Genomic DNA, 24,856 nt, shown 5'->3' with positions numbered 1-24,856 from the left:
AGCAGTGGCAGCATTTTACACCCCTTCCAGCAGACGGTCGGCTTGCGCCCGCGCCTCGGGGGTTACTTCTGCGCCGCTTAGCATCCGTGCAATCTCTTCCTTGCGTCCGGCTTCGTCCAGCAGGGCGACACCGGTCTTGGTCACGGTGCCATTTGAGCTTTTTGCGATCATGTAGTGCGTACGCCCCCGCGCCGCGACTTGCGGGCTATGCGTCACGGCAAGTAGCTGTCCATCGGCTGAAAGGCGCGCCAATCGTTCGCCGATCGCACTCGCAACCGCGCCGCCTACGCCGCGGTCGATCTCGTCGAAAATTACCGTGGCCGCGCCGCCCTGCTCCGCGAGCGCGACCTTCAACGCCAGTATGAAGCGCGACAATTCGCCGCCGCTGGCAATCTTGTTGAGCGGCGCGAAATCAGCTCCCGGATTGGTTGCAATCAGGAATTCGATGGAATCCATTCCCGCAGCCCCCCATCTCTCCTCTGGCAACTCGGTAACCGCCGTTTTGAAACGCGCCGCATCGAGCTTGAGCGGAGCGAGTTCACGCGCCACCGCCTCGTCGAGCCGCAGTGCTGCAGCAACCCGTGTAGCATGCAGCGCCTCGGCCTCGGCGCGATAGCGCTGGCCCGCGTCCTTTGCCGCAGCCTCCAGCGCATACAGCTGCGCTTCCCCGCCTTCGATGCTTTCCAGCCGGCTGCGCATCTCGCGCATCTTGGCGGGCAGTTCATCCACCTCGCAGCGATGTTTTCGTGCGATTGCACGCAATTCGAACAAACGGGTTTCCGCTGCGTCAAGCGCAGCAGGATCGTGAACCAGTGCTTCCGCGGCGGCGGAGAGCTTGTCTTCTGCTTCACCCGCTTCGATCACCGCACGGTCCAGCGCACCGAGCGCTTCTGTAAGCAGCGGGTGTTCGGGGGCTATCCGGTCGAGCCGCCGCGCGGCTACACGCAAAGCCGCGAGGGGTGAATCCGACCCCTCCCAGATGTGCCGCAATTCCTCGAGATCGCCTGACAGCTTCTCGCCTTTCTGCATGTCCGCGCGCGTTTCGGCCAGCCGCGCTTCTTCGCCAGCCTGCGGTTCGAGCGCCGTCAGTTCGGCAAGATGGGCCAGCAGGAGGTCCTGATCGGCCTTCGCGGTATCGACCGCCTCGCGCGCCTCGGCCAGTGCGTCTTCGGTGGTGCGCCATTTCGACCATGCCGCTGCCACACGCCCGGCATCTCCACCCGCGAACCGGTCCAGCAGGGCCCGGTGACCGCGAGGGTTCACAAGGCCGCGATCGTCATGCTGGCCGTGCAGTTCGACGAGATACCCGGCCATTTCCCTCAGCAGGCCGACACTGGCCGACTGATCGTTGACGAAGGCTTTGCTCTTCCCATCCGCCTTGATCTGGCGACGCACGATCAGCGGCTCACCTTCCTCAAGTTCGATGTCGGCATCGTCCAGCAATTGCACCAGACCGCCCGGCAGGCTGTTGAATTCGAAACTGGCCGAAACGCTGGCCTTGTCCTCTCCGCCCCGAACCAACCCGCTATCCGCGCGATTGCCCAGCACCAGACCAAGCGCGTCGAGCAGGATCGACTTGCCTGCCCCGGTTTCGCCCGTCAGCACGCCCAATCCCCGACCGAAGGCGAGATCGAGCGCTTCGATCAGGACGATGTTGCGGATGGATAGCCGGGTCAGCATGCAGGCACCTCCTAGCGGCTGCCGCGGGCCGAGTCAGCAGGGCACGCACGCCAATCGACACCCTTTTGATGCCTGACCGATGTAAACGGCGCATGAGCTTTTGCCCTGCTTGCCACTGGTGAGCGATCCTGCCGGTTGGAACGGCTTGTACGGCCGGGCCGATCGCGCACTTTTATCGAGCGAGGAATGATGGCCGCATTCGCGTGCGGCCCCACAAGATCAAAGCGAAGCCGAGTTACGAACCGAAGAGCCCCAAAACCGAAAGCCCGGCTCGGCCGAATGGCTCAGCTCGGCGTCACGCCTGCTGCGTGATCCTGCACCAGATCATACGCCTTGTCGTACCATTCCGTGCCCGGGTAGTTGGCACCCAGCACCGCCGCATACTTCACCGCTTCGTCCGGAATACCCAGCGCGAGGCTGGTTTCCGTAAGACGGTACAGCGCTTCGGGCGCGTGGCTCGTAGTCTGGTAATTGTCGACCACGTTCTGGAAGCGGATCTGTGCGGCAATCCAGCGGCCAGCCCGTTCGTAATGGCGGCCGATTTCCATTTCCTTGCCCGCGAGATGGTCGCGCACGAGGTCGATCTTGAGACGTGCATCGGACGCATAATCGGAATTAGGGAACCGACGATCGATTTCCTGCAGCGCCGTCAGCGCCTGTTCGGTCACCTTCTGATCGCGCTGCACATCGCTGATCTGTTCGTAGTAGCTCAGCGCGATCAGATAGAAGGCGTACGGCGCATCCTTGTTACCCGGATGGATCTGGAGGAAACGCTGCGCCGACTGGATCGCCTTGTTGTAATCCTTGGCGACATAATAGCTGAACGAGCTCATCAGCTGTGCCCGGCGGGCCCATGGCGAATAGGGATGCTGGCGTTCGACCTCGTCAAACAGGGCCGCCGCAAGAGTCGCCTGGCCACTGTCGAGCCGCCGCTTTGCCTCGCCATAAAGCGATTCCACGTCGCGAGCGACATAGGAAGTATCGGCTGGGCCGCTGCTGCGGCCGGCGCAGGCCGCGGTCATCAGAGACGCGCCTGCAAGCGCGGTGCCGAGAATGAGCTTCATCGTGGAACGGGTCTGGTTCGTCATGGGTAGCAGCCTATAGCCACCGCCCCCATGAACGCCAAGTGAAGTTAGCAGCCCTGTCCCCCGGCAGCAGCCACTATCGTCATCCAACGGCAGGCTGGTCCCAATCCCGGCGCGCAATTTCTTCCGGTGCGTCCCACAGCAGGTGGCGATGCTCCAGCATTACCAGATTGGCACTCCGGATGACTTCGCCCTTGGTGCGATAGCCCAGAAGCTGTTCGGCCTGAGTGTCGGGGTTGTTGGTCAGCACACGCAATTCTTCCGACGTGAAATCGCTCAATCCGCGTGCACGCTCGATACCCTTGCTGTCGTAGATATGCAGCACATCGCCGCGGGTGAAATCGCCGGTCATCGAGATGACATCCTGCCGGCGAATCGGCCGATCCCCACTCAACGCCGCGGCGATCGCATCCGAAATCACGATGCTACCCGCCATTTGCAGTCGGTTGGCGATCCAGCTGTCCCAGCCGGACAACGGGTTGGGATGCGGCAGGATCTTGGTCGACCGGCGCGATCCATTGAGCACTTCGGAAACCGGATGGTCCACCTCGCCCTGCGCGATCCAGGTGGTGACGCCTGCCTCCTGCGCCATATTGGCGGCTAGCAGTTTCGTTTCCATGCCGCCGGTGCCAAGCGTGCTCTTGCCCTTGGTCGCGTCCATATACATGCTCACGTCCTCGACCTCGGGCACGAACTGCGCCTCGGGATCGTCGGGATTTCGGTCATACAGACCATCGACACCGGTCAGGATGACGAAATCGTCAGCCCCGACCATCTGCGCGACCTTCGCTGCCAGCCGGTCGTTGTCGCCCACGCGAATTTCTTCGGTGGTGATCGAATCGTTCTCGTTCACGATCGGAACGACATCGGATTCAAGCAGGCGATGCACGGTGTTGCGCGTGTTGAGGAAGCGGCGGTGGTCCTCGAAATCGCCCAGGGTCAACAGGACCTGTGCGATATCGAAACCGAATTCGTGCCCCACCTGCTTATAGGCGTTGAGCAGCAAGGGCATTCCACAGGCGGCAGCCGCCTGTTTGTCGGAAACACCGGCGCTTTCGGGCGTTTCACCGATAATACGCAGACCCAACGCCACCGACCCGGAGGAGCAGAGAATGACGTTGCTACCCTGCGCCCGCAATTGTGCGATATCTTCCAGCAGGCGCTGGAGGAAACCATAACGCGGCGTGAGGAGTTCCTGGTTGGCAAGAAGGGCCGAACCGATTTTGACGACAATGGTAGGTTTTTTAGTCATGTTCCCAAATATTGCGCAGCCTTGAAATTTTCTGAAAAGAATATAGATCGTAATGGTGCGGCGCACAACCGGATTTTTGAAAATATCCATACGTCGCTGATAAATAGGTATTCTCCAGTTTAGCCGCCTAACGGTCAAATAATTCGGCACGAACACAAAGTATAAGACACATTTAAATAGAGCCGTGACGCTCGGAAACGGAATTTAGACATTACAAAAACAGTTTGCATTGTCGGCTGCGGGAAAATGGGTTCCGCTTTACTGTCCCAATGGGTCAACGGCCCCGAAGCCATCACGGTGGTGGACCCCGCCGGCAGCGACGTTCCCGACGGTGTCGCGCTTGTCACAGATCGTTCGGAAATCGCGGATGACCAGTTCGATTGCATCATTGCCGCTGTAAAGCCGCAGTTGATTGACGACATTCTGGCAGATTACGTGAGCAACCTGGCCGCCGGCGGTTACGTGTTATCGATTGCTGCAGGCTATTCGGCCGCACGCCTGTCAAAGCTCATGGGCGATGCACCCGTCATTCGCACGATGCCCAATCTGCCCGCTGCAATCGGTCGCGGGGTCAGTGGAATTTGCCCCGGCCCGCACGCAAGCGATGACCACCTTGCCCATGCGCAGGATTTCATGAGCCGAGCCGGGTCGACCGTGACGGTCGATAGCGAAGACAAGCTGGACCGGGTGACCGCCGTTGCAGGCTCGGGCCCCGGCTATGTGTTCGAAATTGCCCGCGCCTATGCGGAAGCCGCCATGAAACAGGGCTTTACCGAAGACGAAGCGCGCGAAATGGTTCTCGGCACCATTGGCGGCGCGATCGCAATGGCCAGCGAACCGGGCGCCCCAAGCCTGGAAGAACTGCGCAATTCCGTCACCAGCAAGGCCGGAACGACTGCCGCCGGCCTTGATGCGCTCAATGGCGATGGTGGCCTTTCCACCCGCCTCCATGATACGTTGCAGGCAGCTTACGACCGGGCGGTAGAGTTGCGCTGACCCTCAGCGCCTCCCGTTCCGAATACAAGACAAGAGAGAAACTATGACCGACCAAGCACTTGATCCGCAAATCCACATTCACGAACTTGGCCAGCGCGCTCGCAAGGCCGCTCGCGGCCTCCTGTCGGCCACTACAGACGCAAAGAACAATGCTCTGCGCGAGGCGGCAAAGGCCCTTCGAAACCGCAAGAGCGAACTGCTCGAAGCCAATGCGGAAGACGTGAAGAGTGTCGAAGGCAAAAAGCCCGACAGCTTCATCGACCGGCTGCGTCTGACCGACGACCGGATCGACGGCATGGCCGGTGCGCTGGAAGAAATCGCCGAACTGCCCGACCCCGTCGGTCGCGAGCTTGCGACGTTCGAACGACCCAACGGCTTGTCCATCGAACGTGTCGCCGTGCCGATAGGTGTGATCGGCATGATTTACGAAAGCCGCCCCAATGTCGGGGCCGATGCCAGCGCGCTCTGCCTCAAGTCTGGCAATGCAGTCATCCTGCGCGGCGGCAGCGAAAGCCGCAACTCCACACGCGTGATCGTCGAATGCATGCGCGCCGGGCTGAAGGCAGCCGGTCTCCCCGAAGACGCCGTCCAAACCGTTGGCACGACCGACCGCAATGCCGTCGCCGCGCTTCTGAAAGCCGACGAATTCGTCGACTTGGTAATTCCGCGCGGCGGGCGTGGACTGGTCGAACTGGTCAGGGATCAGGCCAGCGTTCCTACCCTCCTCCACCTCGACGGGAACTGCCACAGCTACGTGCATTCGGCAGCCGACGTCGACAAAGCGGTCAAGGTCATCCGCAACGCGAAGCTTCGCCGCACAGGCGTATGCGGTGCGACGGAAAGCGTCGTGGTCGACCGGTCCGTGGCGGAAGCGTTCATTCCCAAATTCGCCGACGCGATGGCTGGCGATTGCGAATTACGCGGCGATGCCGACGCCGTCGCAATCGACGATCGCCTTAAGCCGGCGACCGAGGAAGACTGGAGCACCGAATATCTCGATCCCATCGCATCGGTGAAGATCGTCGACGGACTGGACGAAGGCATTGCCTGGGTGGAAGAACACTCCAGCCATCACACCGATGCCATCATCACAGAAGATGCTAATGCAGCACGTCAGTTTATGACATCGATCGATAGCGCCATCGTGATGCACAACGCGTCCACCCAATTTGCCGATGGCGGCGAATTCGGCATGGGCGCGGAAATCGGCATCGCGACCGGCAAGATGCATGCCCGCGGTCCCGTTGGCCTCGAGCAGCTGTGCAGCTTCAAGTACCTCGTTCACGGCGACGGCCAGACCCGTCCCTGATCCCCGGGACGTTCGGGGTGCGGTGAAGGCCGCCCGATCACCGTATCGGGCTGGCCGCCACCACGGCCGGATCGATGACGTCCGGCGGTATTTCTACATGGACGGTTTCCGGCCGATAGACTTCTATCGGCGCCGGTGTGACTGGCGGGCTACCTGCGAACCATTGGGCGCCGTTCTCGTTCGGCACATCCACAGATTGTCCGATTTGCTGCTGCGCGCTGCGAATTTTGGCCAGTCGGTGCGCGTCTTGGCCTTTCGTATTGATCATACGATCCACGGGCCCGCCCTCGGCCATCGTCAATGCGACAGTCAGCAGGATACCGCCAGCCAGCATCAAGGCAAATTTCTTGTCCATTGCAAATTGCCTTTGCGAATAACCGATTGATGTAGGTCAGCAGGAATTGGTCGCGAGCCGCTGCGTATTGGTTATGTCCTGATTGGTCCGCTCACGCACGTTGAACGCGCTTTCGTATCGCAAATCCAACCCGCTGCTGACGATGCTTGGCAGGATCTTGGGCGTGTAATGATAGGATACCTCGGCAAACATTACCGCTGTGCCCTCGGCAGCCCTGATCCGCGTTGTGGCAGGGCCCATTCCTGCAGCGAGGGAAGAATCATTTCGTCCCTTGTTCTGCAAACCGTAACGTGGAGCGACCGCGAGCGACCCGAAGCATCGTTGCCAATTTATCATCTGGCCGGCGTTGCCGCCGGTTTTGCCATTGGGTTGCAAGGAAGATAGGACCACCCGGCCATTGCTTGCAAAATCCAAGCCCGTACCTGCCTGCGTAGCCCCGGCAAATACTTCGTAAATATCTGCCTCGTCGATTCCCGACCGTGCACGTCCGGCGTTGTCCGCCACAGTGATTGCAATCTGATTGATCCGCATATGCGCCATCACCAAATTGATTATTTCCAGCCCACCGAAGAGCAGGGTAATGAAAATCGGGAGGGAGAAGGCGAATTCGGTCAGGGCCAAACCGCTTTCCGACAAACGCAGCCGGCGCAGAAAGCGCCGTGGCAAGATTGCTTCGCGCATCATCACACACACACCGTTGGTGGTTTCTTCTGAACAGCGTAGGGCTGGTTCCGGATCGCACTGGTTGCAACGATGGAATAATCCGGTGAAACGTCCAGAAATCGATGGATCGGAAACAGGCGGGGCATGGACAGATTCACTTCATAGAACACGACATCGTCCGCGCCGCCGATGTTATTGCGACCCGCGCTTGCATCGAAAGCCCCATTCTCGTTGAGGTCGATGAAGCAATCGCCTGGATCGTACTGCCCGTTGGAATTATAATCGGTCACGAGTTTCTCGCTTCGCCCGATGCTGGAAAAATCATAGTAGCTGCGCATGTTGATCTGATAGGTGGCATTGCGCGCCACCACGTCGGAGCGGGTCCTGATCGCGCAACCGATCTTCGCCTCAACGCTATCGCCGCTGCAGGCAAAACCCGGCGCCTCGAGCGAGCCCGTTCGCGATACATCGTTGAGCGCACCCTGCACCACTGAGCGAAGATAAGCCTGATAGCCGAGATCCAAACCTCCCAGGAGGAAGAGCATCAGCGGGGTCAGGACGAAGGCAAACTCAATGATCGCCGCACCCTGCTCCTCCTTGCGGAGGCGTTTGAACAGACCGATCATTGCGTTAGCCTCAGTGCGCCGATCTGGTTGCCGATCTCTCGGAACTTGGCGATCAGAGCCGTGCGGTTGGCGGCCGTGTCCGCCTGCCCCGGGCTGCTCGCGCAGCCGGTGAGATTGGAATTGAGCGCCGTGTCGAACCCGATGACCCAAACCGAGGTGTTCATATTCTTTGCCGCGTTGCACGCCATGCGAAAGCGCTGCTCGTGACGAGCGCGTAACTGGGCAGTGACGGAATTGCCCTGATCGTCGGACGTGCAGTTGGTTGCGCCTTTCACCCGCATATCGTTGCGCTCGACGCCATAAGAGCCGTACACATTGCAGTAGGCAGTTTGGTCGCCGTCTGTCATGAAAATGACGTGGCGGTTGCACGGCATGCCGTTGTAGACATCGCAGCTATCGCCGAAGATCCCACCAGTGGAGATAAGGCGGGCGCCCCAGATCATGCCGATGTCGTGATAGGTGCCGCCTACGGTTTCCAGCCCCTTGACGTAGGTATCCAGAGCCGAACGGGACCACACCGCAAGACGGCGCGCTTCCGAAGGGCAGGCCCAGTAACCACTACTGTAGGAATTGTTCATGATCGAGCCCGAAGTGGTTCCGATCGATGTCGATGTGCCTGATGTTGTGCCGGCATTGCGGGTGTAGATAAGGTTGGGCACCATCGGTCGCCAGCGCGTCGCATCGCTGTTGGGTATCAGATCGATATTGAGATCGTTTGCGCCCGAGGGGATCGTCATGCTGGTGCCGCCATCGATGCTGGTCACCGTGTCGCGTTCCTCGATGCATCCGTTCCAGGTCATGTCGGCAACGCTTCCACCGGTCACCGCGGCGGCAAGGTCCTTGAGATTGAACGGGCCGGGCGTGCTCGTTCTGCCGGTACCATCGGTTGCGAAGGTCAGCTTGCCGTTTGTCTTGAGATAGTCAGTGACATCATACTCTGTCTGCTGGTAGGTCCAGCTGCTGAACTGCCTCTTGCTGGTGTCATAGGTTGTCGTTTCGAGAACCCGCCACCGACGACAACTTTGATTGCTGCCCGAGCGGTCGGATGCTCCGGTGTAGCCCCAGTTCTCGGACTGGACGTAGGCATCGCTCGATGAGGTTCCCTGATATTTGACTGCAGTCGTCGCGGTCGGAGGAGGGCCACCACCCGGAACATCATCGGCATTCACATAATTCTGACACTGATTGTTGCTGATGGAACCGCTATAATATTCCCATTGCCCGCCACTCAGTGTCGGCGGCTTCGGCGCGTAGTCGTCAAACCTTGCCACGCGCGACGGCACCGTCGTGTTCTTGCGCATATAGTTGGGGTTCTGCGCATAGACCAACCGCCCAACGTTCACCGTGCTCGAATAAGGCACGACACCGTACCGCAGCCGCAGACCCTGCGCGGTCAGCTGCGTCTGGATCGGGGCGAGCTCGTCGTAGAGCGCCATCACCGCATCCTGCAGCGCCTCGATCTTGCGCGTGCCATCGACCGGATCGTTCATCGACCCCGTCACGTCCAGCACCAGCACGATATCCGTGTTCACGAAGTTGAGCGAGGCATCGCAGCTCACCGCCACCGGCAGCGTTTCGAAGCCGAACAGGCGCATGATCGCGGTCGGGATCGCGGTAGAGGCGTTCACGCGGATCACGCCCGCTTCCGGCTTGGTGATCACCGGGGTGAAGGCCTGCGCCCCGTACTGCCCCTGCGGAAAGTTGAACGTAAAGAACTCCTGCCCCGTATTGCGCACCGTATCGTTGAGGGAATCGTTCTTCATCACCCGCCGCGCGGCCAGCGAGGCAGCGTCGCAGGCGCTCTGCATCTTGCTCTTCGCCATATAGGCGCGGCTGAGGTCCACCCCGCTACCGATCATGATGGTCAGCGGGACCAGGCCCGCTCCGACTATCGCCAGCACGTTGCCTTTGTGGTCGTGCAGCAGCCGGGCCAGTAAACGACACAGGAATGCCATCGCATCACACTTTCGCAAAGCGGGGTATGTCGACGCATGATGCATCGCCCCGCCCGACCCCTATCCTGTTCCGGTTAAGAAAAGCCTATGTCGCTCGGTTAAGCGAACCTTACCGCGCCCCGGCCCGCCTGCGCCCGCAACCGCGTGTAGGAGCGGCCCGCGCGCCGATCCTATTTCGCTTTCCTACAGGCCCCCTCCCGGCCCATGCCCGCGCGCCCATCTTTCAGGAGAGCCCGCATGACCCGCCGCAAGGACCCCGCCGAAACCCGCATCCCCGTCGCCGCCGAAGACCTCCCCGCCTTCGACAGCGTCCCCGTCAAATACCGCCACGATGGCTGGACCCCGGCGCGCCAGAAAGCCTTCATCGGCGCGCTTGCGGATACCGGCAGCGTCAGCCGCGCCGCGCGCTACGTCAACATGAGCCCCGAAGGCGCCTATTACCTGCGCCGCCGCCCGGGTTCCGAAAGCTTCCGCCGCGCGTGGGAGGCCGCACTCGATCTCGGCGTGCAGCGGCTCAAGGACATCGCCTATGAACGCGCGATCGACGGCCAGCTCAGCCCCGTCTTCGTCGCCGGCAAGCTGAAAGGCTTCCGCCGCATCCGCAACGATCGCCTGCTGATGTTCTGCCTCCGGATGAACGCCCGCGACGAACGCGGCAAGCGCCTCGCCGCCAGTTACTTCGATAGCGACGCCGCAAGGCTGCATGGGGGGACGGGCACGTCCTCAAGCAGCGTAGCGGTAGGACAGACTGGACCGTCCTCAAGTAGCGTAGCGATAGGACAGACAGGCACGTCCTCAAGCAGCGTAGCGATAGGACAGACAAAAACCTCCTCAAGCAGCACCGCCCCGCTCCCGAACCCGAAGCCCGTCCGCCTCGGCGTAAGCTACACCCTCCCCGCCCTCTCCCGTGCGGAGAAGGACGACATGAACGCCGCCATGGTCGAACATTTCGATCCGGTGGACATGAGCCTGGCAGAGATCGAGGCCATGCAGACCCAGCTCGCCGAAATCGCCCGCCGCAAGCGCGACGAGGACGACGGCCCGCCCGATCACGCCATCGACACCCCCTTCACCCAGCTAACCAGCAGCGACTGGAAGGCGGCGGGTGATCTGGAAGATCTGATCGAGGTCGAGGACGAACTGGAACAGTGGAACGAGGACGAGGACCACTGGCGGGATAATCCGGGCTAGGTATCACACGGCGCGGCCCTGCCGGTATGTGCTGAACCCGAGCCGAAAAGGCGAGGCAAGGCCGACCGGCCGCCCGAGCTTATGCGAGGAAGCCAAGGGGCGCGGATGCGCCCCGCCCCAGCGTTTGAGGGCGCAAACAAAAACCGGACCTTGGAAGAAGCTAGCCGTAGAACGCTATCTTCACGCGTCAAAACCGTGGAACTCTCGATGCCAAGAGAGAAACTTCGGATGCGGTTTGTAAGACTCGACTTCCGGTGCCTTGAGCTTGCCCGTCGGATTGATGATCGCTTCGACACCCTCGCGGTCGTTGACCTTGCGGTGCACGATGATTTCCAGATCGTCTTTGAAGCCGATTAGACCACGGTCGAACATCCAATGCGCTGTGCCTGAAAGCGCAAGGCCATTGCGCACGCTGTCAGGGCCGCCGTGCTCCACCGGGCGAATATGCGCGGCCTGCGCTTCCAAGCGGCCTCCGCCATTGACCAACTTCCAGCCTGTTACCGCGCAGCGGCCATCATAAGCGTGCATCACGGCGCGGCGGAAAGCGCGGTCGCGGAATGGCTTGGACACAAGCGACTGGACAATGGGGCGCTCGATTTCAAATGGGGTCTGATGCTCGCGGACACGGTTGTCCTCGATAACTTCGTCATCGTTACGAGGCAGGAAATCCTCATCCGGCAGGCCGAGCGAAATGATGCGAGCGAAGTCTGAAGGCGAAAGCGGGCGGACGGCGGCTTGCGCGCGACCAGAGATTTTGCCTTCCTCATTGAGAACGCCCTGCTCAACCTGCTCGCCATTTACGATATGCGGCACGGTCGGCTCGAAAGGTAGATAGCTGCCTTTCTCGATGATCGCGCGATACCTGTCAGGCTCAGTCGGGTCAGGTATGATTTCCTCGACTTTCGCCACCGCGAAGAATCCTTTGGAGTTCGGAATCTTGACCGGCTCACGATAAACAATCCAGTCGCCGACCATTTGCTGCGCGCGGCTGAGATAGCTTTTCGGAAACTGGTAATGCACTTCTGGGATGTCGTCGTAGATCGACCCATCCTTGTGCATGAAAACACCGAAGGTCATTCTTCGCCCGCTATGTCGCTCGCATCTTCGGCCGACATATCTTCGACCACCCCCGAGAGGTATTTTTCGTAGGTATCGCGAAGGTATTTCAACGAACGCTCACGATCTATGTTCGTCTTTAAGTGATCCTCTACAAACTTGAGCCGAGCCTTTGCTGCATCGATTATCTCCGACCAAGTTTTACACCAAACCTCGATATTATCGTCTCGATAGACCTGACCAGGTGGACGGTCGGCTTGTCGAGCCTCTTTTTTTCCAGACGCGTCGAGTTCGTTCGAGACGACCCAGAAACTCCATTTCGTATCTATCGACGCAAAACGCTCATCCGCCGAGACTGCAAATGCATAGGATTTAATCTGCGCAATCTCATTCATACCAATCTTAACGCTGGGACGCTTCAGTTCGATTACCAGATGCTCGCGCTGACTAGGCCGATTTTGCGGGACTGCTCGGGATAGCATTAAATCGACTATGCCCACGCTTCCATCGATACGCTTGACCGGGCGATCAATCACCGTGCCATCATCTAGCAATTTTTTGTGCTTTCTAAGTACCTCGGTCAATGATTGATCATTTACAGTGAGGTTGAATTCCTCACCAATAATCCATGTGTTATCATCAGCGAGAATCTTATGGAGCTGACTCCGCTCCTTGAGTGCCCGTTTGTATTGGGGATCGAATAACAACGCATCGAGGCCAGTCACAAATTTTAGCCTATCAGCTACAAGTTTGGACGCACTGATAACGTTGGCTAACGATGCATCCTCAAGAAGCCTTGCTAATTCGGTTTGCTTTCTCTCCGGGAGATCTAAGACCTCCGTCAAAATTAACTGAAGTTCCTCCGGTCCTTTCTCAATCGCCTGCCTCAGCATCCGCAGCTGGAAAGCTTTGCTGCGTTTCCCGCTTTCTGAGAATTCAGGCAAATGTCTGTTTACGTTTAGGGCGACAATGTCGAATACTTTTCGCTCAGCCTCTTCGATCAGATTTTGCGGTTCATGTTTGAACGGATAGACTTCCTCAGACTTCCACTGCTCAATCTCAGAACGCGCAGTTTCTACGTCTTTTCGTTTGAAGTAAGATTTAATCTCATTTTGAGCGATTTCGTATGAATCTTCTAACTCCGAATTCATCTCGGAAAGCTCGAGAATACCCTCTTCGTTAAGTTTCGAGACGTATGAAGATTTAAGATAAGCAGAAAATTGATATCCTGGCGTGTGGAAACGTGGCTGACGGCGTTGCAGAGGCAAACCGTTCTGATCACAATAATAAATTACGCGCTCGGTAGCGTTACGCCACTCGACGATCTCAAGTTCGACTGGGTACGCCTCGCCATCAACCTCGATATCCGGTAATGAGATTTGTTCGCGACTAGCAATCGCTTCCTCTGGATCGAGCCTCTCTCCTCGATACTTTATTTCAACGTCTGGATAATCTATTAAATACAGAGCAAATATTTCAGAAAGTTCTTGGAATGCCGCCTGCTCTCTGAGAGTACGAAACTCCCGGTGTAGCTCGCCAATAGTGACTTCGACACCGGTCTCGCTTGCGGGCACAGATTTTGGATCGCTGACACGAACATCCACGATGTTGTCTCGTATCAACCCCACCTGAAACACTAAAGTTTCGTTGCCAGTGCGGTATTTCACTCGCCAATCGGCTATTCGGCCGAGCGCTAGCGCTTTAAACCGACCCCGTCCTTCTTTGCCGTGCAGCCAGCGAGACTTAGTCTTCGAGCGGTTTTTTTCGGCCTTCCACGATCCTCCTAGCCTACCGAACAATCCCTCGGCATCGTCATAGGGAAACCCGTGGCCATTATCGCGAATGCGGATGGCTCGCATACCCAGATCAGATTCATCGAATTTGACGCTTACTTTTGTTGCTTCAGCGTCCAAAGCGTTCCAAATCAATTCGGCCAGAGCCTGAGTAGGACGAGCGCTAGCAAGGCGCTCTAGATGGTCTTCCTGAACAGCTACGGAAAAATGTTTTGCGGCCATGTCCTAGCTAGCTAGCGTGAGCTAAGCTAACTGACAATCAATCACTCTTCCCCATTCGCAGCGAAGGAATAAACGCATCCTGGGAGATGCTCATATTGCCATGCTCGCGCATCCTTGCCTTGCCCTTCTTGTGTTTTTCCAAAAGCTCTTCTTGAGCCTGATGTCGCCGCCGTAACATTTGGCACTCACCTCCTTGCCCAGCGCGCCCATGGTTTCGCGGGCGATCATCTTGTCGCCGAACGGAGCCTTGATCAGGATTTTGAACGAACGGACCGGTGAGCGTCCATCAGGCGGCAGCGGCCCACTCCCGCAGGCCGCCCTCACCTCACCGCTTCTTGCGCGCCTTGCGGGCGGCGTATTTCGCGTCGCGCTTGGCTTTCAGTTCCGCTTCGGTCGGCTCCGGAATGGCGGCGGCTTCGGCGGCTGCCTCGGCGGCGGCGATCTTTTCGGCCTTGGCCTTGGCGATCGCTTCGCGGCGTGCGGCGCTCTTTTCGGCGGCGGCGGCTTCGCGCGCCAGGCGGGCCTCGCGGCGCTTGGCTTCGACCTCAGGGTCGACCGGCGGCTTGGCGGCCATTTTCTTCAGCGCCTTTTCGCGGGCCTTGTCGGCCATGGCTGCGCGTTCCTGGAAAGTGGGTTGCTTGAATGAAGGCATTAGGGATCGTGTCGTTTCTGGTTGGCCGGCAGGCTGCCGGCTGGAAAAATCGGGCTGCGCGGGGTGCGGCGATTACGCCTCCCCCGTCCGCAGCGCGGCAATGAAATCCTTCCACGGAAGGCTCGCATTACGCCCCGCCTTGTGCGGGGGCAGGTCGCCTTACCGCACGCGGGCGTGTTTGAGAATGGGGGTCATTCCTCAACCGTCCGCAGCGCGGCGATGAACGCTTCGTGCGGAATGGTCACATCACCCCCGGCCTTCGCCGGGGCACGCCGCCCTTCGGGCGCTCCCGCATCCTCGGAAATGGGAGACTCACTCTTCTCCCATACGTAGCGCTGCGATGAAGGCTTCCTGAGGGATCGAGACGTTCCCGTATTCCCTCATTCTGGCCTTCCCCTTCTTCTGCTTCTCCAGCAGCTTCTTCTTGCGCGTGACGTCGCCGCCGTAACATTTGGCGGTCACGTCCTTGCGCAGCGCGGCAATGGTTTCGCGGGCGATGACCTTGCCGCCGATGGCGGCCTGGATCGGGATCTTGAACAGGTGGCGCGGGATCAGGTCCTTCAGCCGCTCGCACATGCCGCGGCCGCGTTCTTCCGCCACGCTGCGGTGGACGATCAGCGACAGCGCATCGACCGGCTCGTTGTTGACGAGGATGTTCATCTTGACGAGGTCGCCCTCGCGGCTGCCGATCTGTTCATAGTCGAAGCTGGCATAGCCCCGGCTAATCGATTTCAGCCGGTCGTAGAAATCGAACACCACTTCGTTCAGCGGCAATTCGTAGCTCACCTGCGCGCGCCCGCCGACATAGGTCAGGTTCGTCTGGATGCCGCGGCGGTCCTGGCACAGCTTCAGGATCGCACCGAGATATTCGTCGGGCGCGTAGATCACCGCCTTGATCCACGGTTCTTCCACCGTCTCGATCCGGTTGACGTCCGGCCAGTCGGCGGGATTGTGAATCTCGATGGTCTTGGCGTCTTCGTTCTTCGAATGGCCGAGGTGGACCCGGTACACGACCGAGGGGGCCGTGGTGATGAGGTCGAGATCGTATTCGCGGCTGAGGCGTTCCTGGATGATTTCCAGGTGCAGCAGGCCGAGGAAGCCGGCGCGGAAGCCGAAGCCCAGCGCGGCGCTGCTTTCCATTTCGTAGCTGAAGCTCGCATCGTTGAGCCGCAGCTTGCCGATGCTTTCGCGCAGCTTTTCGAAATCGGCGGCGTCGACGGGGAACAGGCCGCAGAAGACCACGGGCTGGACTTCCTTGTAGCCTTTCAGCGCCTCGGGCGCCCCGTTCTTTACCGTTGTGATGGTGTCGCCGACGCGGGCCTGCTCCACCTCCTTGATCTGCGCGGTGATGAAGCCGATTTCGCCCGGGCCGAGTTCCGGCAGGTCGGTGCGCTTGGGGGTGAAGCAGCCGACCCGGTCGATCAGGTGCTGGGTGCCGCCCTGCATGAACCTGACCTGCTGGCCCTTCTTGATGACCCCGTCCATCACGCGCACCAGGATCACGACGCCGAGATACGGGTCGTACCAGCTGTCGACCAGCATGGCCTTCAGCGGTGCGTCGCGGTCGCCCGTAGGCGGCGGGATGCGCTTGACCAGCGCTTCCAGCGTTTCCTCGATGCCGATGCCCGATTTGGCGCTGGTGAGGACGGCGCCGCCTTCCTCCCACGGGCCGGTGGCCTCGATGCCGACGATTTCCTCGATCTCCTCGGCCACGCGCTGCGGTTCGGCGGCGGGCAGGTCGATCTTGTTGATGACGGGGACGATTTCGTGGTCGTGCTCGATGGACTGGTAGACATTGGCCAGCGTCTGCGCTTCCACCCCTTGCGCGGCGTCCACCACCAGCAGCGCGCCCTCGCACGCGGCCAGGCTGCGGCTGACCTCATAGGCGAAGTCGACATGGCCAGGCGTGTCCATGAGGTTAAGCTCATAGGTCTCGCCATCGCGCGCGGTGTAGTTGAGACGCACGGTCTGCGCCTTGATCGTGATGCCCCGCTCCTTCTCGATGTCCATGTTATCAAGGACTTGCTCGGACATCTCCCGGTCGGTCAGCCCCCCGGTAAACTGGATCAACCGATCAGCCAACGTCGACTTGCCATGGTCGATGTGGGCTATGATGGAGAAATTGCGGATCTTGGAAAGGTCGGTCATTGCGCCGCCCCATTAGCCGCGCCGCGCCGCCCTGTCAGCAGACAAAGCTACACCTGTACCGCTTCCTTGCGACCGGTCTGTCTCGGAGCGCTGGCCGAAAGGTTGAATTGCGCGAAGCCGGCCCCTCCCCCGCTATCCGGAGCCATGGCATATTTGCCCGGCGAAAGCGCGGCCAGCGGCACACCAGCCGCCGCGAGTTCGTAAGGGCTCACGCGGTGCCGCGTGCACAACCCGCCTGCCCCGTCATCGACCAGTTCCTGTTCGAATTCGAGGCCCTGCGTATCGTCCATCGTCCGGCGAACGGTACACACAGCCAGCTGGCCCTGCCCGAAGTCGAGCACGAACATGGTCCCGACCGGCACGTCCTCGAGCCCCTGGATCATCGCGCCGGAGCGCGAAAGATTGCGCAGGGTGACGTCGTAATAGTGATCCTCGTGGATCACGCCAATCTTGCGGAAGACCGTCCGGCGGGAAGCGCGCTGCGTACCGCTATCCGTGGGCGCGAGGGTCCATTCCCCTTTTGCCAGCTCCTGACATACCTGATCGTTCGAAAGCGCATCGGAATAGACAAAGCCGCTGACCTGATCGATGCCGAGCCGCTTCAGTTCGCTCATGAGATCAAGCGCGTGAACGCCGGAGGCCGTCGTCTCCATTCCCATGGCGTCGGACAGCGCGATTACTGCCCGGACGAGATCCATATCGCCGAGATCGTTGCCCATGATGGGTTCGAAGAATTGCGCACCGATACGTAACGCGCTCAGCGGCGCCCGCCGCAGATAAGCGAGCGAGGAGAGCCCCGAACCGAACTGGTCGACGGTGAGCCGCACTCCGAGCTTGAACAGGCTCCCGAGCGCCTTGTCCAGTTTCGACGCATCTCCGAGGAGCACCTTCTCCGGAAAGCGCAACTCGAGCCGCGTGGGATCGAGATCCGTGTCCGCCAGCACCTGCTCGACACACTGGACAAAACCGTTGGCCTCGAACTGGACGGGGCTGATATGGAGTGACACCCGCAGACTATCCGGCCAGGAAAGCGCGTCTTCGCATGCACGTCGAATGGCCCATTCCCCGATCGGGACAATCAGGCGGCTGCCTTCGGCGACTGGCAAAAAGGTCTCCGCTGGCACGCGGCCGCGCTCCTCGTCCGCCCAGCAGTACTGGGCTTCGAGAGAGAGCACGCGATTGTCTTCAAGCGAAACGACCGGCTGATATTCGAGCGTGAAGTGGCCGCTCTCGATGGCATCGGCCAGATCGTCTTCCATCCGTTTGCGCAGGTTCGCCTCGTGCTCGAGATCGGCTGCGTAAAAACGGAACTGGCCGCGGCCCCCGTTCTTTGAAGCATAAAGAGCCAGGTCGGCGGCGCGAGACAGTTCATCGCGTTCGATACCGTCATAAGGTGCAACCGCGATGCCTACCGAACAACCGATGACCGCTCGACCTTCTTCGACCGAATAGGGCTGCGAAAGGATCTGGATGATCTTCTTGGCAACTTCGCCAAGCTCTCCGCGGTCGTCCATATCGGGAACGAGTATCTGGAATTCGTCGCCACCAAGGCGGCCGATTTCCCCCCGTCCGCCGATGACGCTAGTGAGACGCTCTGCCACCTGCTGCAGCAACTGGTCGCCCGCAGCATGGCCCAGCGTGTCGTTGACCTGTTTGAACTTGTCGAGGTCTAGCATCATCAAGGCTGCGCTGCGCTGCGCACTCTTGAAGGCATGCAGCGTGGAATCAATTCGCTGTTCCATCCGGTGGCGGTTTGCCAGACCGGTCAGGGAATCGAATTTGGCCAGACGGTTGGCTTCTTCTTCGCTTCGGAAATCCAGTGTGACGTCGACTGCGCTGCCGCGAAATCCGAGAAAGTTCGTGTCATTGTCGTGCAGGGGCCTGCCCGAGAGCCGGAGGACGATGTCGTTCTGCACATCACCTGCCTGAACGGTCAGATTGGCAAAACTCTTGCGGGTATTGAGCCTCAGCCCCAGAGATCGACCGTCGCCATCGCCTTCCACAGGTACAAGCAATTGCTGAAGAGGCTCGCCGGAAGCGCGTGCAAAATCTATACCCAGACCTTCGAGAATTGCCGGGCTAAGGTAAAGGATCCGGCCGTGGGCGTCGGTCGCCCAGAAGCCCAATGCACCGCTGCGCTCGATTTCTTCGACCACGTCCAGCTTTTCGGAACGGGCGAAGGTAGCCGATAAAGAGCGAGATACATCTTCGGCCAGGGCCTCAGCCTCAGCTTTTCTTCCTCTCAAGAAATCGGAAAAGGGCATGGCCCCCATCGTCGTGCCGCCTCATGCAACAATTTGCCTCGGTACGACCGGCCTAGATAGTAATGGTTATTTTTAACCTAACGGCATATCCGAGACGATCAGATTCCGCTTCCGGGCTTCGGATTGCCAACTTCAACCTCGACGAACTTTTTTCGACCTGAGCCAAGCTGCTCCGCAACCATCATCGAGTAAGCATCCTGCGTGAGAGCGGCCAGGGGGCGCCCGGCTGCCTCGATCTGATAGGGCGACACACGATGACGGGTGCAAAGGCCATCGGCGCCATCGCTGATAAGCTGCGTTTCGAACTCGACGCCCTGCATCGACCCCTTCGAACGACGGACAGTCGCTACAGCCAACTGACCACCGCCGAGATCCAGAACGATATCGGTTCCTTGCGGGACATCGAGCAGACCTTCGATCATCGCGCCGGTCTTGGACAGGTTGCGCATCACGACCCTGTAACGGCTATCTTCGTGGATCAGACCGATCCGGCGGAAAACGCGCTTGCGGTCCGCGCGATATTTGGCGGGGCCACGCGGTTCGTACTTGAGCTTGCCCTGTTCGAGGCGCTCCAGGAGTTCCTCGTGCGAGATCGCCCGCGAAAAAATATGTCCCTGGATCAGCGTCGCGCCGCGTTTAGTGACCAGCGCCAGTTCGTCTTCCGCTTCGACGCCTTCTGCGACCGTGTCCATCTTCAGCGCTGCTGCAAGGCCCGTGATGGCACTGAGAATAGCGGCGTTGTTGTTACCTTCTTCCGTAGCGCCCCGGACAAAGCTCTGGTCGATCTTGATCTTGTCGAAAGGTGCCGTGCGCAGATAGCTTAGCGAGCTGTAACCGGTTCCGAAATCGTCCAGAGCCAGACGAACGCCCAGATCCTTCAGTTCTGCGAACATGCGTTGCGATCGATCAGCATCGCCGAGAAAAACGCTTTCGGTGATTTCAAGTTCGAGCCTGTCGGGTGAAAGCCCGCTATAGTGCAGCGCATTCTTCACCACATGCGCAAAGTCGTCATGCGAAAACTGGATCGCGGAGACATTGACTGCGACACGTAAATCGACCGGCCACTCCTTGGCCTGCCGGCACACTTCCCTGAGCGCCCAGTCGCCCATCTCCTTGATGATCCCGATTTCCTCGGCCACCGGGATGAAGACGCCGGGCGATATGCTACCCCGTTCGGGATGCTCCCACCGCATGAGAGCCTCGCAGGCCTGCACGGTGTGTGTCTTTGCGCAGATCAGTGGCTGATAGTGCATCGACAGTTCGCTGTTCGTAATCGCGTCGCGAAGGTCTTCCTCGACCTGCCGACGATGCTTGGCGCCATCCTGCAGATCGCTCGAATAGAATCGATACTGGCCTCGCCCGCCCCCCTTGGCGGCGTAGAGCGCGAGATCGGTGGCCTTGACCAGTTCCTCGGTGTCGAGCCCATCATACGGTGCAATCGCAATGCCGACAGATGTGCCGATGATCGCACGCGCGCCATTGATCGAATAAGGCTGCGAGATCATCTGGATCAGCCTTTGGCCCAATTCGCCCAGTGCACCCCGGTCATCGATGTCGGGAAGCATGATCTGGAATTCGTCACCGCCCAGTCGACCGATTTCGCCCTTGTCGCCGACAATACGGCCAAGTCTCGCTGCGACTTGCTTCAGCAATTCGTCGCCGGCTGGGTGGCCAAGCGTATCGTTGACCTGTTTGAATCGATCGAGGTCGAGCATCAAAAGCGCGCAGGAGCGCTTGGAATTGCGGTAGGCCGCGAGCGTTGCCGACAGCCGCTTGGTCATGCGGTGACGATTGGACAGCCCGGTCAGCGAATCATACTGCGCGAGCCGTTCGGCATCGCGTTGGCTTTCACGGCTGCGGGTGATGTCTTTCGCACTCCCGCGGTACCCGGTGAAGCGTTGGGCTTCATCGAATTGCGGCTTGCCGGCGATTTCCCACCACACTTCCTGGCCTGCAACCGCGAGCCTGACGTTCAACTGGCTGATCGAATTTCGTGCACTGAGCAGGAAAGCGAGCGGCCGCTCGGTCCGGTTTGGATCGTCATCTTGCTCGGTCATGAAGAGATCACCGAGGGGTTTTCCGATGGCCTCGCCATCATTCCAGCCAAGCTTGAGAGCGGCATTCTGGGAAAGATAGATCAGGCGACCCTGAGCGTCCGTCGCCCAGAACCAGCCGAGCCCGGCGGCTTCGAAACTGTCGAGAAGTTCAACCCGGCGCGCCGCATCGGATGCGGCAATGGGGCAAAGCGGCGCATCCTCCAGCGCCTCGTCCTCCATTGTTTTGGCCCGCGTCGCCCGCGAGAAGAACCCACCCATCTAAAGCTTACCTCTAACTGAAAAACCCGGAAAGCGGCCCGAAAGCTCCGGGTAACTACTGCATTTACCGGCAATTTCTTTCCAAAGGCATAATCCCGCTGCCAAGCAGTCGGACGGCTTCGACGAACTTGCCATGCGCACGGCAGACGTGCATCTAACGCACTGTCTTGCGGGAGAAGGACATGCGGCACATCGCAATCGTGGGTTCGGGTCCGGCCGGGTACTACACTGCGGAAGCGGCCGTTAAGAAATGGGGCGATGAAGCCCGTATCGATGTCTTCGACATGTTACCCGTTCCTTTCGGGCTGATCCGCACCGGTGTCGCGCCCGATCATCAGTCGATCAAGGGCGTTTCGCGACGTTACGAAAAAACCGCTATCGGCGACACCGTGCGTTTCGTTGGCAATATCGCGATCGGCCGCGATGTCTCGATAGAAGAACTGCAATCATTGTACGATGCGGTCATTCTCGCCACCGGCGCGCCGAAAGATCGCCTGCTGCGCATTGAGGGGTCCGATGCCGAGAATGTCATCGGCAGTGCGGCATTTGTCGGGTGGTACAATGGCCATCCCGAATTCTCCAATCTGAACCCCGATCTTTCTGGCCGCCATGCGGTTGTCGTTGGCATGGGCAATGTTGCGCTCGACGTAGCGCGAATTTTGTCCAAGACCGAAGACGAATTCGCGGGTTCGGACATCGTCACCCACGCGCTTGATGCGCTGAGAAACAGCAGGCTCGAAAGCGTCACCATCCTTGGCCGCCGGGGGCCGCACCAGATCATGATGACCCCCAAGGAACTTGGGGAACTCCTGCAGCTGGAGCGGGCCAGTCCACAGGTCGAAAGCGCCGACCTGCCACCGCTCGATGACGATGCCGTGCTTGAGCCGGGAATGCGCAAATCAGTGACTCTGCTGCGCGAATTTGCCGCCATTCCCCCAAACATTCATGGCGAGAAACCCATCGCGATCGAGTTCGATTTTTTCGCCAGCCCCAAGGCGATCGATGTGACTGACGGCAGAGCGACAGGCGTGGTGGTCGAACGGACCGTGGTCGAGGCCGGCCGTGCGATCGGCACCGGTGAAAGCTACCGCGTACCGGCAGATATCGTCATAACCTGCATCGGTTACGAGACGTCGCCCATCGAAGGCGTCCCGTTCGACGAACGTGCAGGCCGCTTCGCCAACGATCAGGGCCGCATCCTGCCCGGCCTATATTGCGTCGGCTGGGCCAAGCGGGGGCCTAGCGGGACAATCGGCACGAACCGCCCCGATGGCTATTCCGTCATCGATATCGTCGTCGAAGACATCGGGTCGGGACACCGCAGACGGGGGCGCGAGGGTTTTGACGATCTGGCGGCAGAGCGCCGGCTCGATATCGTCACCTTCCGCGACTGGCAAAAGATCGAGGAAGCGGAGATCGCCGCCGCGCGCGACGGGTCGCCACGAGAGAAATTCGTCGACATCGAAAGCATGATCGCTGCGCGCGGATTGTGAAGCCTGCTTGCCAAAACCGTAGCCGGCCCGCATGAATTGCCGAAATGCCGACAGAAGAGCGGCAGTCAAAAGTGGAGAGAACCGAAAACCATGGCGAAGCTCGAAGATGAAGCTGCCCAGTCGACCAGCGCGCTCGGGCCCCTTGTCGGCCTGACACGCGAAGACATTTTCGGAGCGGTCGCGGTCATGTTACGCGAAACGGCTTCGGACCCGCAGCGTCTGATGAAGCACAGCCGGACGATGGGCGAGGACATGATCAAGATCATGACCGGCAAGAGCGATCTCGCCCCCAATCCGAAGGACAAGCGCTTTCAGGACCCGGCCTGGCAATACAACCCGTTCATGCGCGCCGGAATGCAATATTACCTCGCCGTGCAGAAGGGCGCATCGCACTGGCTCGAAGATCTTGAGCTGGACGAGCTGGAGCGGGATCGTGCGCGTTTCGTTTCGAATATCATCATCGACAGTCTTGCCCCGACCAACACGCTGATCGGCAATCCTTCCGCCCAGAAGATGGCCATCACCAGCGGCGGCCTGTCGCTGATCAAGGGGCTCAAGAACGCCTATGACGACATGGTCTACAACAAGGGCATGGTCAGCCAGGTCGACAAGAAACCCTTCAAGCTTGGTGAAAACGTCGCCACGTCCAAGGGCTCCGTAGTCCTGCGCACGGAGATGATGGAGTTGATCCAGTACACCCCGACGACGGACGAGGTTTACGAGATCCCCCAGCTCACCATCCCGCCGCAGATCAACAAGATGTACATCAACGATCTGTCGCCGGAAAAATCGGTGGTGAAATACCAGCTCGACAACGGCATCCAGACCTTCGTCATAAGCTGGAAGAACCCGACGAAGGATCAAGGCCATTGGGACATGGCCGATTACGTCAATTCCTGTCGGGAGGCGCTGGAAGCGGTCGCCAAGATCACCGGCAGCAAAAAGGTCAACGTTTCCGCCGGGTGCTCCGGCGGTCAGACCGCTACCATGCTGGCCAGCAAGATGGCGTCCGACAAGGACGAACTGCTCGGCGCCCTCACACTGATGGTCTGTGTTCTCCACCCCAAGCAGAACGATATCGAGGCCGGTTCGCTGGTCAGCGAGAACGGTCTTGCCCTCGCCAAACATCGCGCTGCGAAGAAGGGCGTCATCAAGGGGGACGACCTCGCCCGCGGCTTCGCCTGGCTGCGCCCGAACGATCTGATCTGGAACTACGTCATCAACAATTACCTGCTTGGACAGGACCCGCCCGCTTTCGATGTGCTGTTCTGGAATGCCGATGCGACCAATCTTTCGGGCGCGTTGATGGGCGATTTCCTGACGGTGTTCGAAACACTGGCCTTCACGAAGAAGGGCGAGGTCGAGATGGTCGATCACAAGATCGATCTGTCGAAGGTCACGAGCGATCTTTTCATCCTCGGCGGCGTCACCGATCATATCACACCGTGGAAGGCGACATACCGGTCCACCCAGCTGTTCGGGTCGAAGGACGTGACCTACGTTCTCAGCCATTCCGGCCACATGCAGGCCATTCTGAACCCTCCGGGAAATCCGAAGGCGAAATATTACATTCAGGGCGATGGCGAAAAGAAGCTCCCCGCCACGGCCGATGAATGGCTGAAGGGAACCGAAGAAGTCGCCGGTAGCTGGTGGCCTTACTGGATAGACTGGGTTCAGACGCGTTCCGGCAGGAAGAAGAAAGCCCCTGCCAAGCTCGGGACCAAGGAATACGCCCCGCTGGACCCGGCGCCCGGCCAGTACGTCTTGGAATCCTGCTGACAGGCAGTCTTGAAGGATCATT

The 24,856-nt window shown here is 59.7% G+C and carries 18 protein-coding genes and 1 pseudogene; 5 read left to right on the top strand and 14 right to left on the bottom strand.

Annotated features, from left to right (window positions below):
- Window positions 1–15: 15 nt before the first annotated feature.
- The 3 genes from recN to proB all read right to left on the bottom strand — a co-directional run bounded on the left by recN (window position 16) and on the right by proB (window position 4,017).
- On the bottom strand, window positions 16–1,680 hold the full coding sequence (gene recN / locus K3177_RS10950) for a DNA repair protein RecN (RefSeq protein ID WP_221598286.1): 1,665 nt from the start codon (window positions 1,678–1,680) through the stop codon (window positions 16–18).
- A 284-nt stretch (window positions 1,681–1,964) separates the two neighbouring features.
- Window positions 1,965–2,744, bottom strand: a complete 780-nt coding sequence (locus tag K3177_RS10945; protein WP_221598521.1) for an outer membrane protein assembly factor BamD — start codon at window positions 2,742–2,744, stop codon at window positions 1,965–1,967.
- A gap of 103 nt (window positions 2,745–2,847) precedes the next feature.
- The gene (gene proB / locus K3177_RS10940; protein ID WP_221598285.1) at window positions 2,848–4,017 is read right to left on the bottom strand and encodes a glutamate 5-kinase; all 1,170 of its coding nucleotides are present in this window, start codon (window positions 4,015–4,017) and stop codon (window positions 2,848–2,850) included.
- A 210-nt stretch (window positions 4,018–4,227) separates the two neighbouring features.
- On the opposite strand from proB, the gene K3177_RS15545 reads away from it, so the two are divergent.
- Window positions 4,228–5,013 carry a pyrroline-5-carboxylate reductase family protein gene (locus K3177_RS15545; RefSeq protein ID WP_345725405.1) on the top strand — a complete coding sequence of 262 codons (786 nt, stop codon included), beginning with the start codon at window positions 4,228–4,230 and terminating at the stop codon, window positions 5,011–5,013.
- 43 nt (window positions 5,014–5,056) lie between these two features.
- Entirely contained in the window at window positions 5,057–6,322 is a 1,266-nt protein-coding gene (locus K3177_RS10930) for a glutamate-5-semialdehyde dehydrogenase (RefSeq protein WP_221598284.1), read from the top strand.
- Between the two features lie 37 nt (window positions 6,323–6,359).
- On the opposite strand, the gene K3177_RS10925 is transcribed toward K3177_RS10930, so the two are convergent.
- Genes K3177_RS10925 through K3177_RS10910 form a run of 4 tightly spaced genes read right to left on the bottom strand, consistent with a single transcriptional unit; the run spans window position 6,360 to window position 9,921 of the window.
- On the bottom strand, window positions 6,360–6,677 hold the full coding sequence (locus tag K3177_RS10925; RefSeq protein ID WP_221598283.1) for a hypothetical protein: 318 nt from the start codon (window positions 6,675–6,677) through the stop codon (window positions 6,360–6,362).
- Between the two features lie 36 nt (window positions 6,678–6,713).
- The gene (locus K3177_RS10920) at window positions 6,714–7,361 is read right to left on the bottom strand and encodes a TadE/TadG family type IV pilus assembly protein (protein ID WP_345725389.1); all 648 of its coding nucleotides are present in this window, start codon (window positions 7,359–7,361) and stop codon (window positions 6,714–6,716) included.
- The gene (locus K3177_RS10915; protein ID WP_221598282.1) at window positions 7,361–7,966 is read right to left on the bottom strand and encodes a TadE/TadG family type IV pilus assembly protein; all 606 of its coding nucleotides are present in this window, start codon (window positions 7,964–7,966) and stop codon (window positions 7,361–7,363) included. Before K3177_RS10915 ends, K3177_RS10920 begins: the two co-directional genes overlap by 1 nt.
- Complete coding sequence (locus tag K3177_RS10910; protein ID WP_221598281.1) at window positions 7,963–9,921, bottom strand: Tad domain-containing protein; 1,959 nt, start codon at window positions 9,919–9,921, stop codon at window positions 7,963–7,965. Before K3177_RS10910 ends, K3177_RS10915 begins: the two co-directional genes overlap by 4 nt.
- Before the next feature lie 237 nt (window positions 9,922–10,158).
- Here K3177_RS10910 and K3177_RS10905 point away from each other — a divergent pair, with 237 nt between their 5' ends.
- Window positions 10,159–11,112, top strand: a complete 954-nt coding sequence (locus K3177_RS10905; RefSeq protein ID WP_221598280.1) for a hypothetical protein — start codon at window positions 10,159–10,161, stop codon at window positions 11,110–11,112.
- A gap of 180 nt (window positions 11,113–11,292) precedes the next feature.
- Here the strand turns inward: K3177_RS10905 and K3177_RS10900 are convergent, their stop codons facing one another.
- From K3177_RS10900 to K3177_RS10870, 7 genes and pseudogenes are all read right to left on the bottom strand, one after another.
- The gene (locus K3177_RS10900) at window positions 11,293–12,087 is read right to left on the bottom strand and encodes an HNH endonuclease (RefSeq protein ID WP_247714426.1); all 795 of its coding nucleotides are present in this window, start codon (window positions 12,085–12,087) and stop codon (window positions 11,293–11,295) included.
- Window positions 12,088–12,185: 98 nt separating this feature from the next.
- Complete coding sequence (locus K3177_RS10895) at window positions 12,186–14,183, bottom strand: ATP-binding protein (RefSeq protein ID WP_221598278.1); 1,998 nt, start codon at window positions 14,181–14,183, stop codon at window positions 12,186–12,188.
- Window positions 14,184–14,220: 37 nt separating this feature from the next.
- Window positions 14,221–14,459, bottom strand: a pseudogene (locus K3177_RS10890) (elongation factor 4); the annotation flags it as partial.
- Window positions 14,460–14,508: 49 nt separating this feature from the next.
- Complete coding sequence (locus tag K3177_RS10885) at window positions 14,509–14,835, bottom strand: DUF6481 family protein (protein ID WP_103023665.1); 327 nt, start codon at window positions 14,833–14,835, stop codon at window positions 14,509–14,511.
- Between the two features lie 312 nt (window positions 14,836–15,147).
- Window positions 15,148–16,983, bottom strand: coding sequence for a translation elongation factor 4 (gene lepA / locus K3177_RS10880; RefSeq protein WP_221598277.1), 1,836 nt, complete (start codon window positions 16,981–16,983; stop codon window positions 15,148–15,150).
- A 47-nt stretch (window positions 16,984–17,030) separates the two neighbouring features.
- Window positions 17,031–19,256 carry a putative bifunctional diguanylate cyclase/phosphodiesterase gene (locus K3177_RS10875; protein ID WP_221598276.1) on the bottom strand — a complete coding sequence of 742 codons (2,226 nt, stop codon included), beginning with the start codon at window positions 19,254–19,256 and terminating at the stop codon, window positions 17,031–17,033.
- Between the two features lie 89 nt (window positions 19,257–19,345).
- Window positions 19,346–21,562 (bottom strand): putative bifunctional diguanylate cyclase/phosphodiesterase, encoded by a 2,217-nt coding sequence (locus K3177_RS10870; protein ID WP_247714425.1) that lies wholly within the window; start codon window positions 21,560–21,562, stop codon window positions 19,346–19,348.
- A 182-nt stretch (window positions 21,563–21,744) separates the two neighbouring features.
- On the opposite strand from K3177_RS10870, the gene K3177_RS10865 reads away from it, so the two are divergent.
- Complete coding sequence (locus K3177_RS10865) at window positions 21,745–23,055, top strand: FAD-dependent oxidoreductase (RefSeq protein ID WP_221598275.1); 1,311 nt, start codon at window positions 21,745–21,747, stop codon at window positions 23,053–23,055.
- Window positions 23,056–23,145: 90 nt separating this feature from the next.
- Complete coding sequence (locus K3177_RS10860) at window positions 23,146–24,834, top strand: PHA/PHB synthase family protein (RefSeq protein WP_221598274.1); 1,689 nt, start codon at window positions 23,146–23,148, stop codon at window positions 24,832–24,834.
- Window positions 24,835–24,856: the final 22 nt, after the last annotated feature.

This window comes from Qipengyuania pacifica, assembly GCF_019711555.1.
GTDB lineage: Bacteria > Pseudomonadota > Alphaproteobacteria > Sphingomonadales > Sphingomonadaceae > Qipengyuania > Qipengyuania pacifica.
Note: the sequence above shows the minus strand (reverse complement) of the source record. Positions and strands in the feature narration are given on the sequence as shown.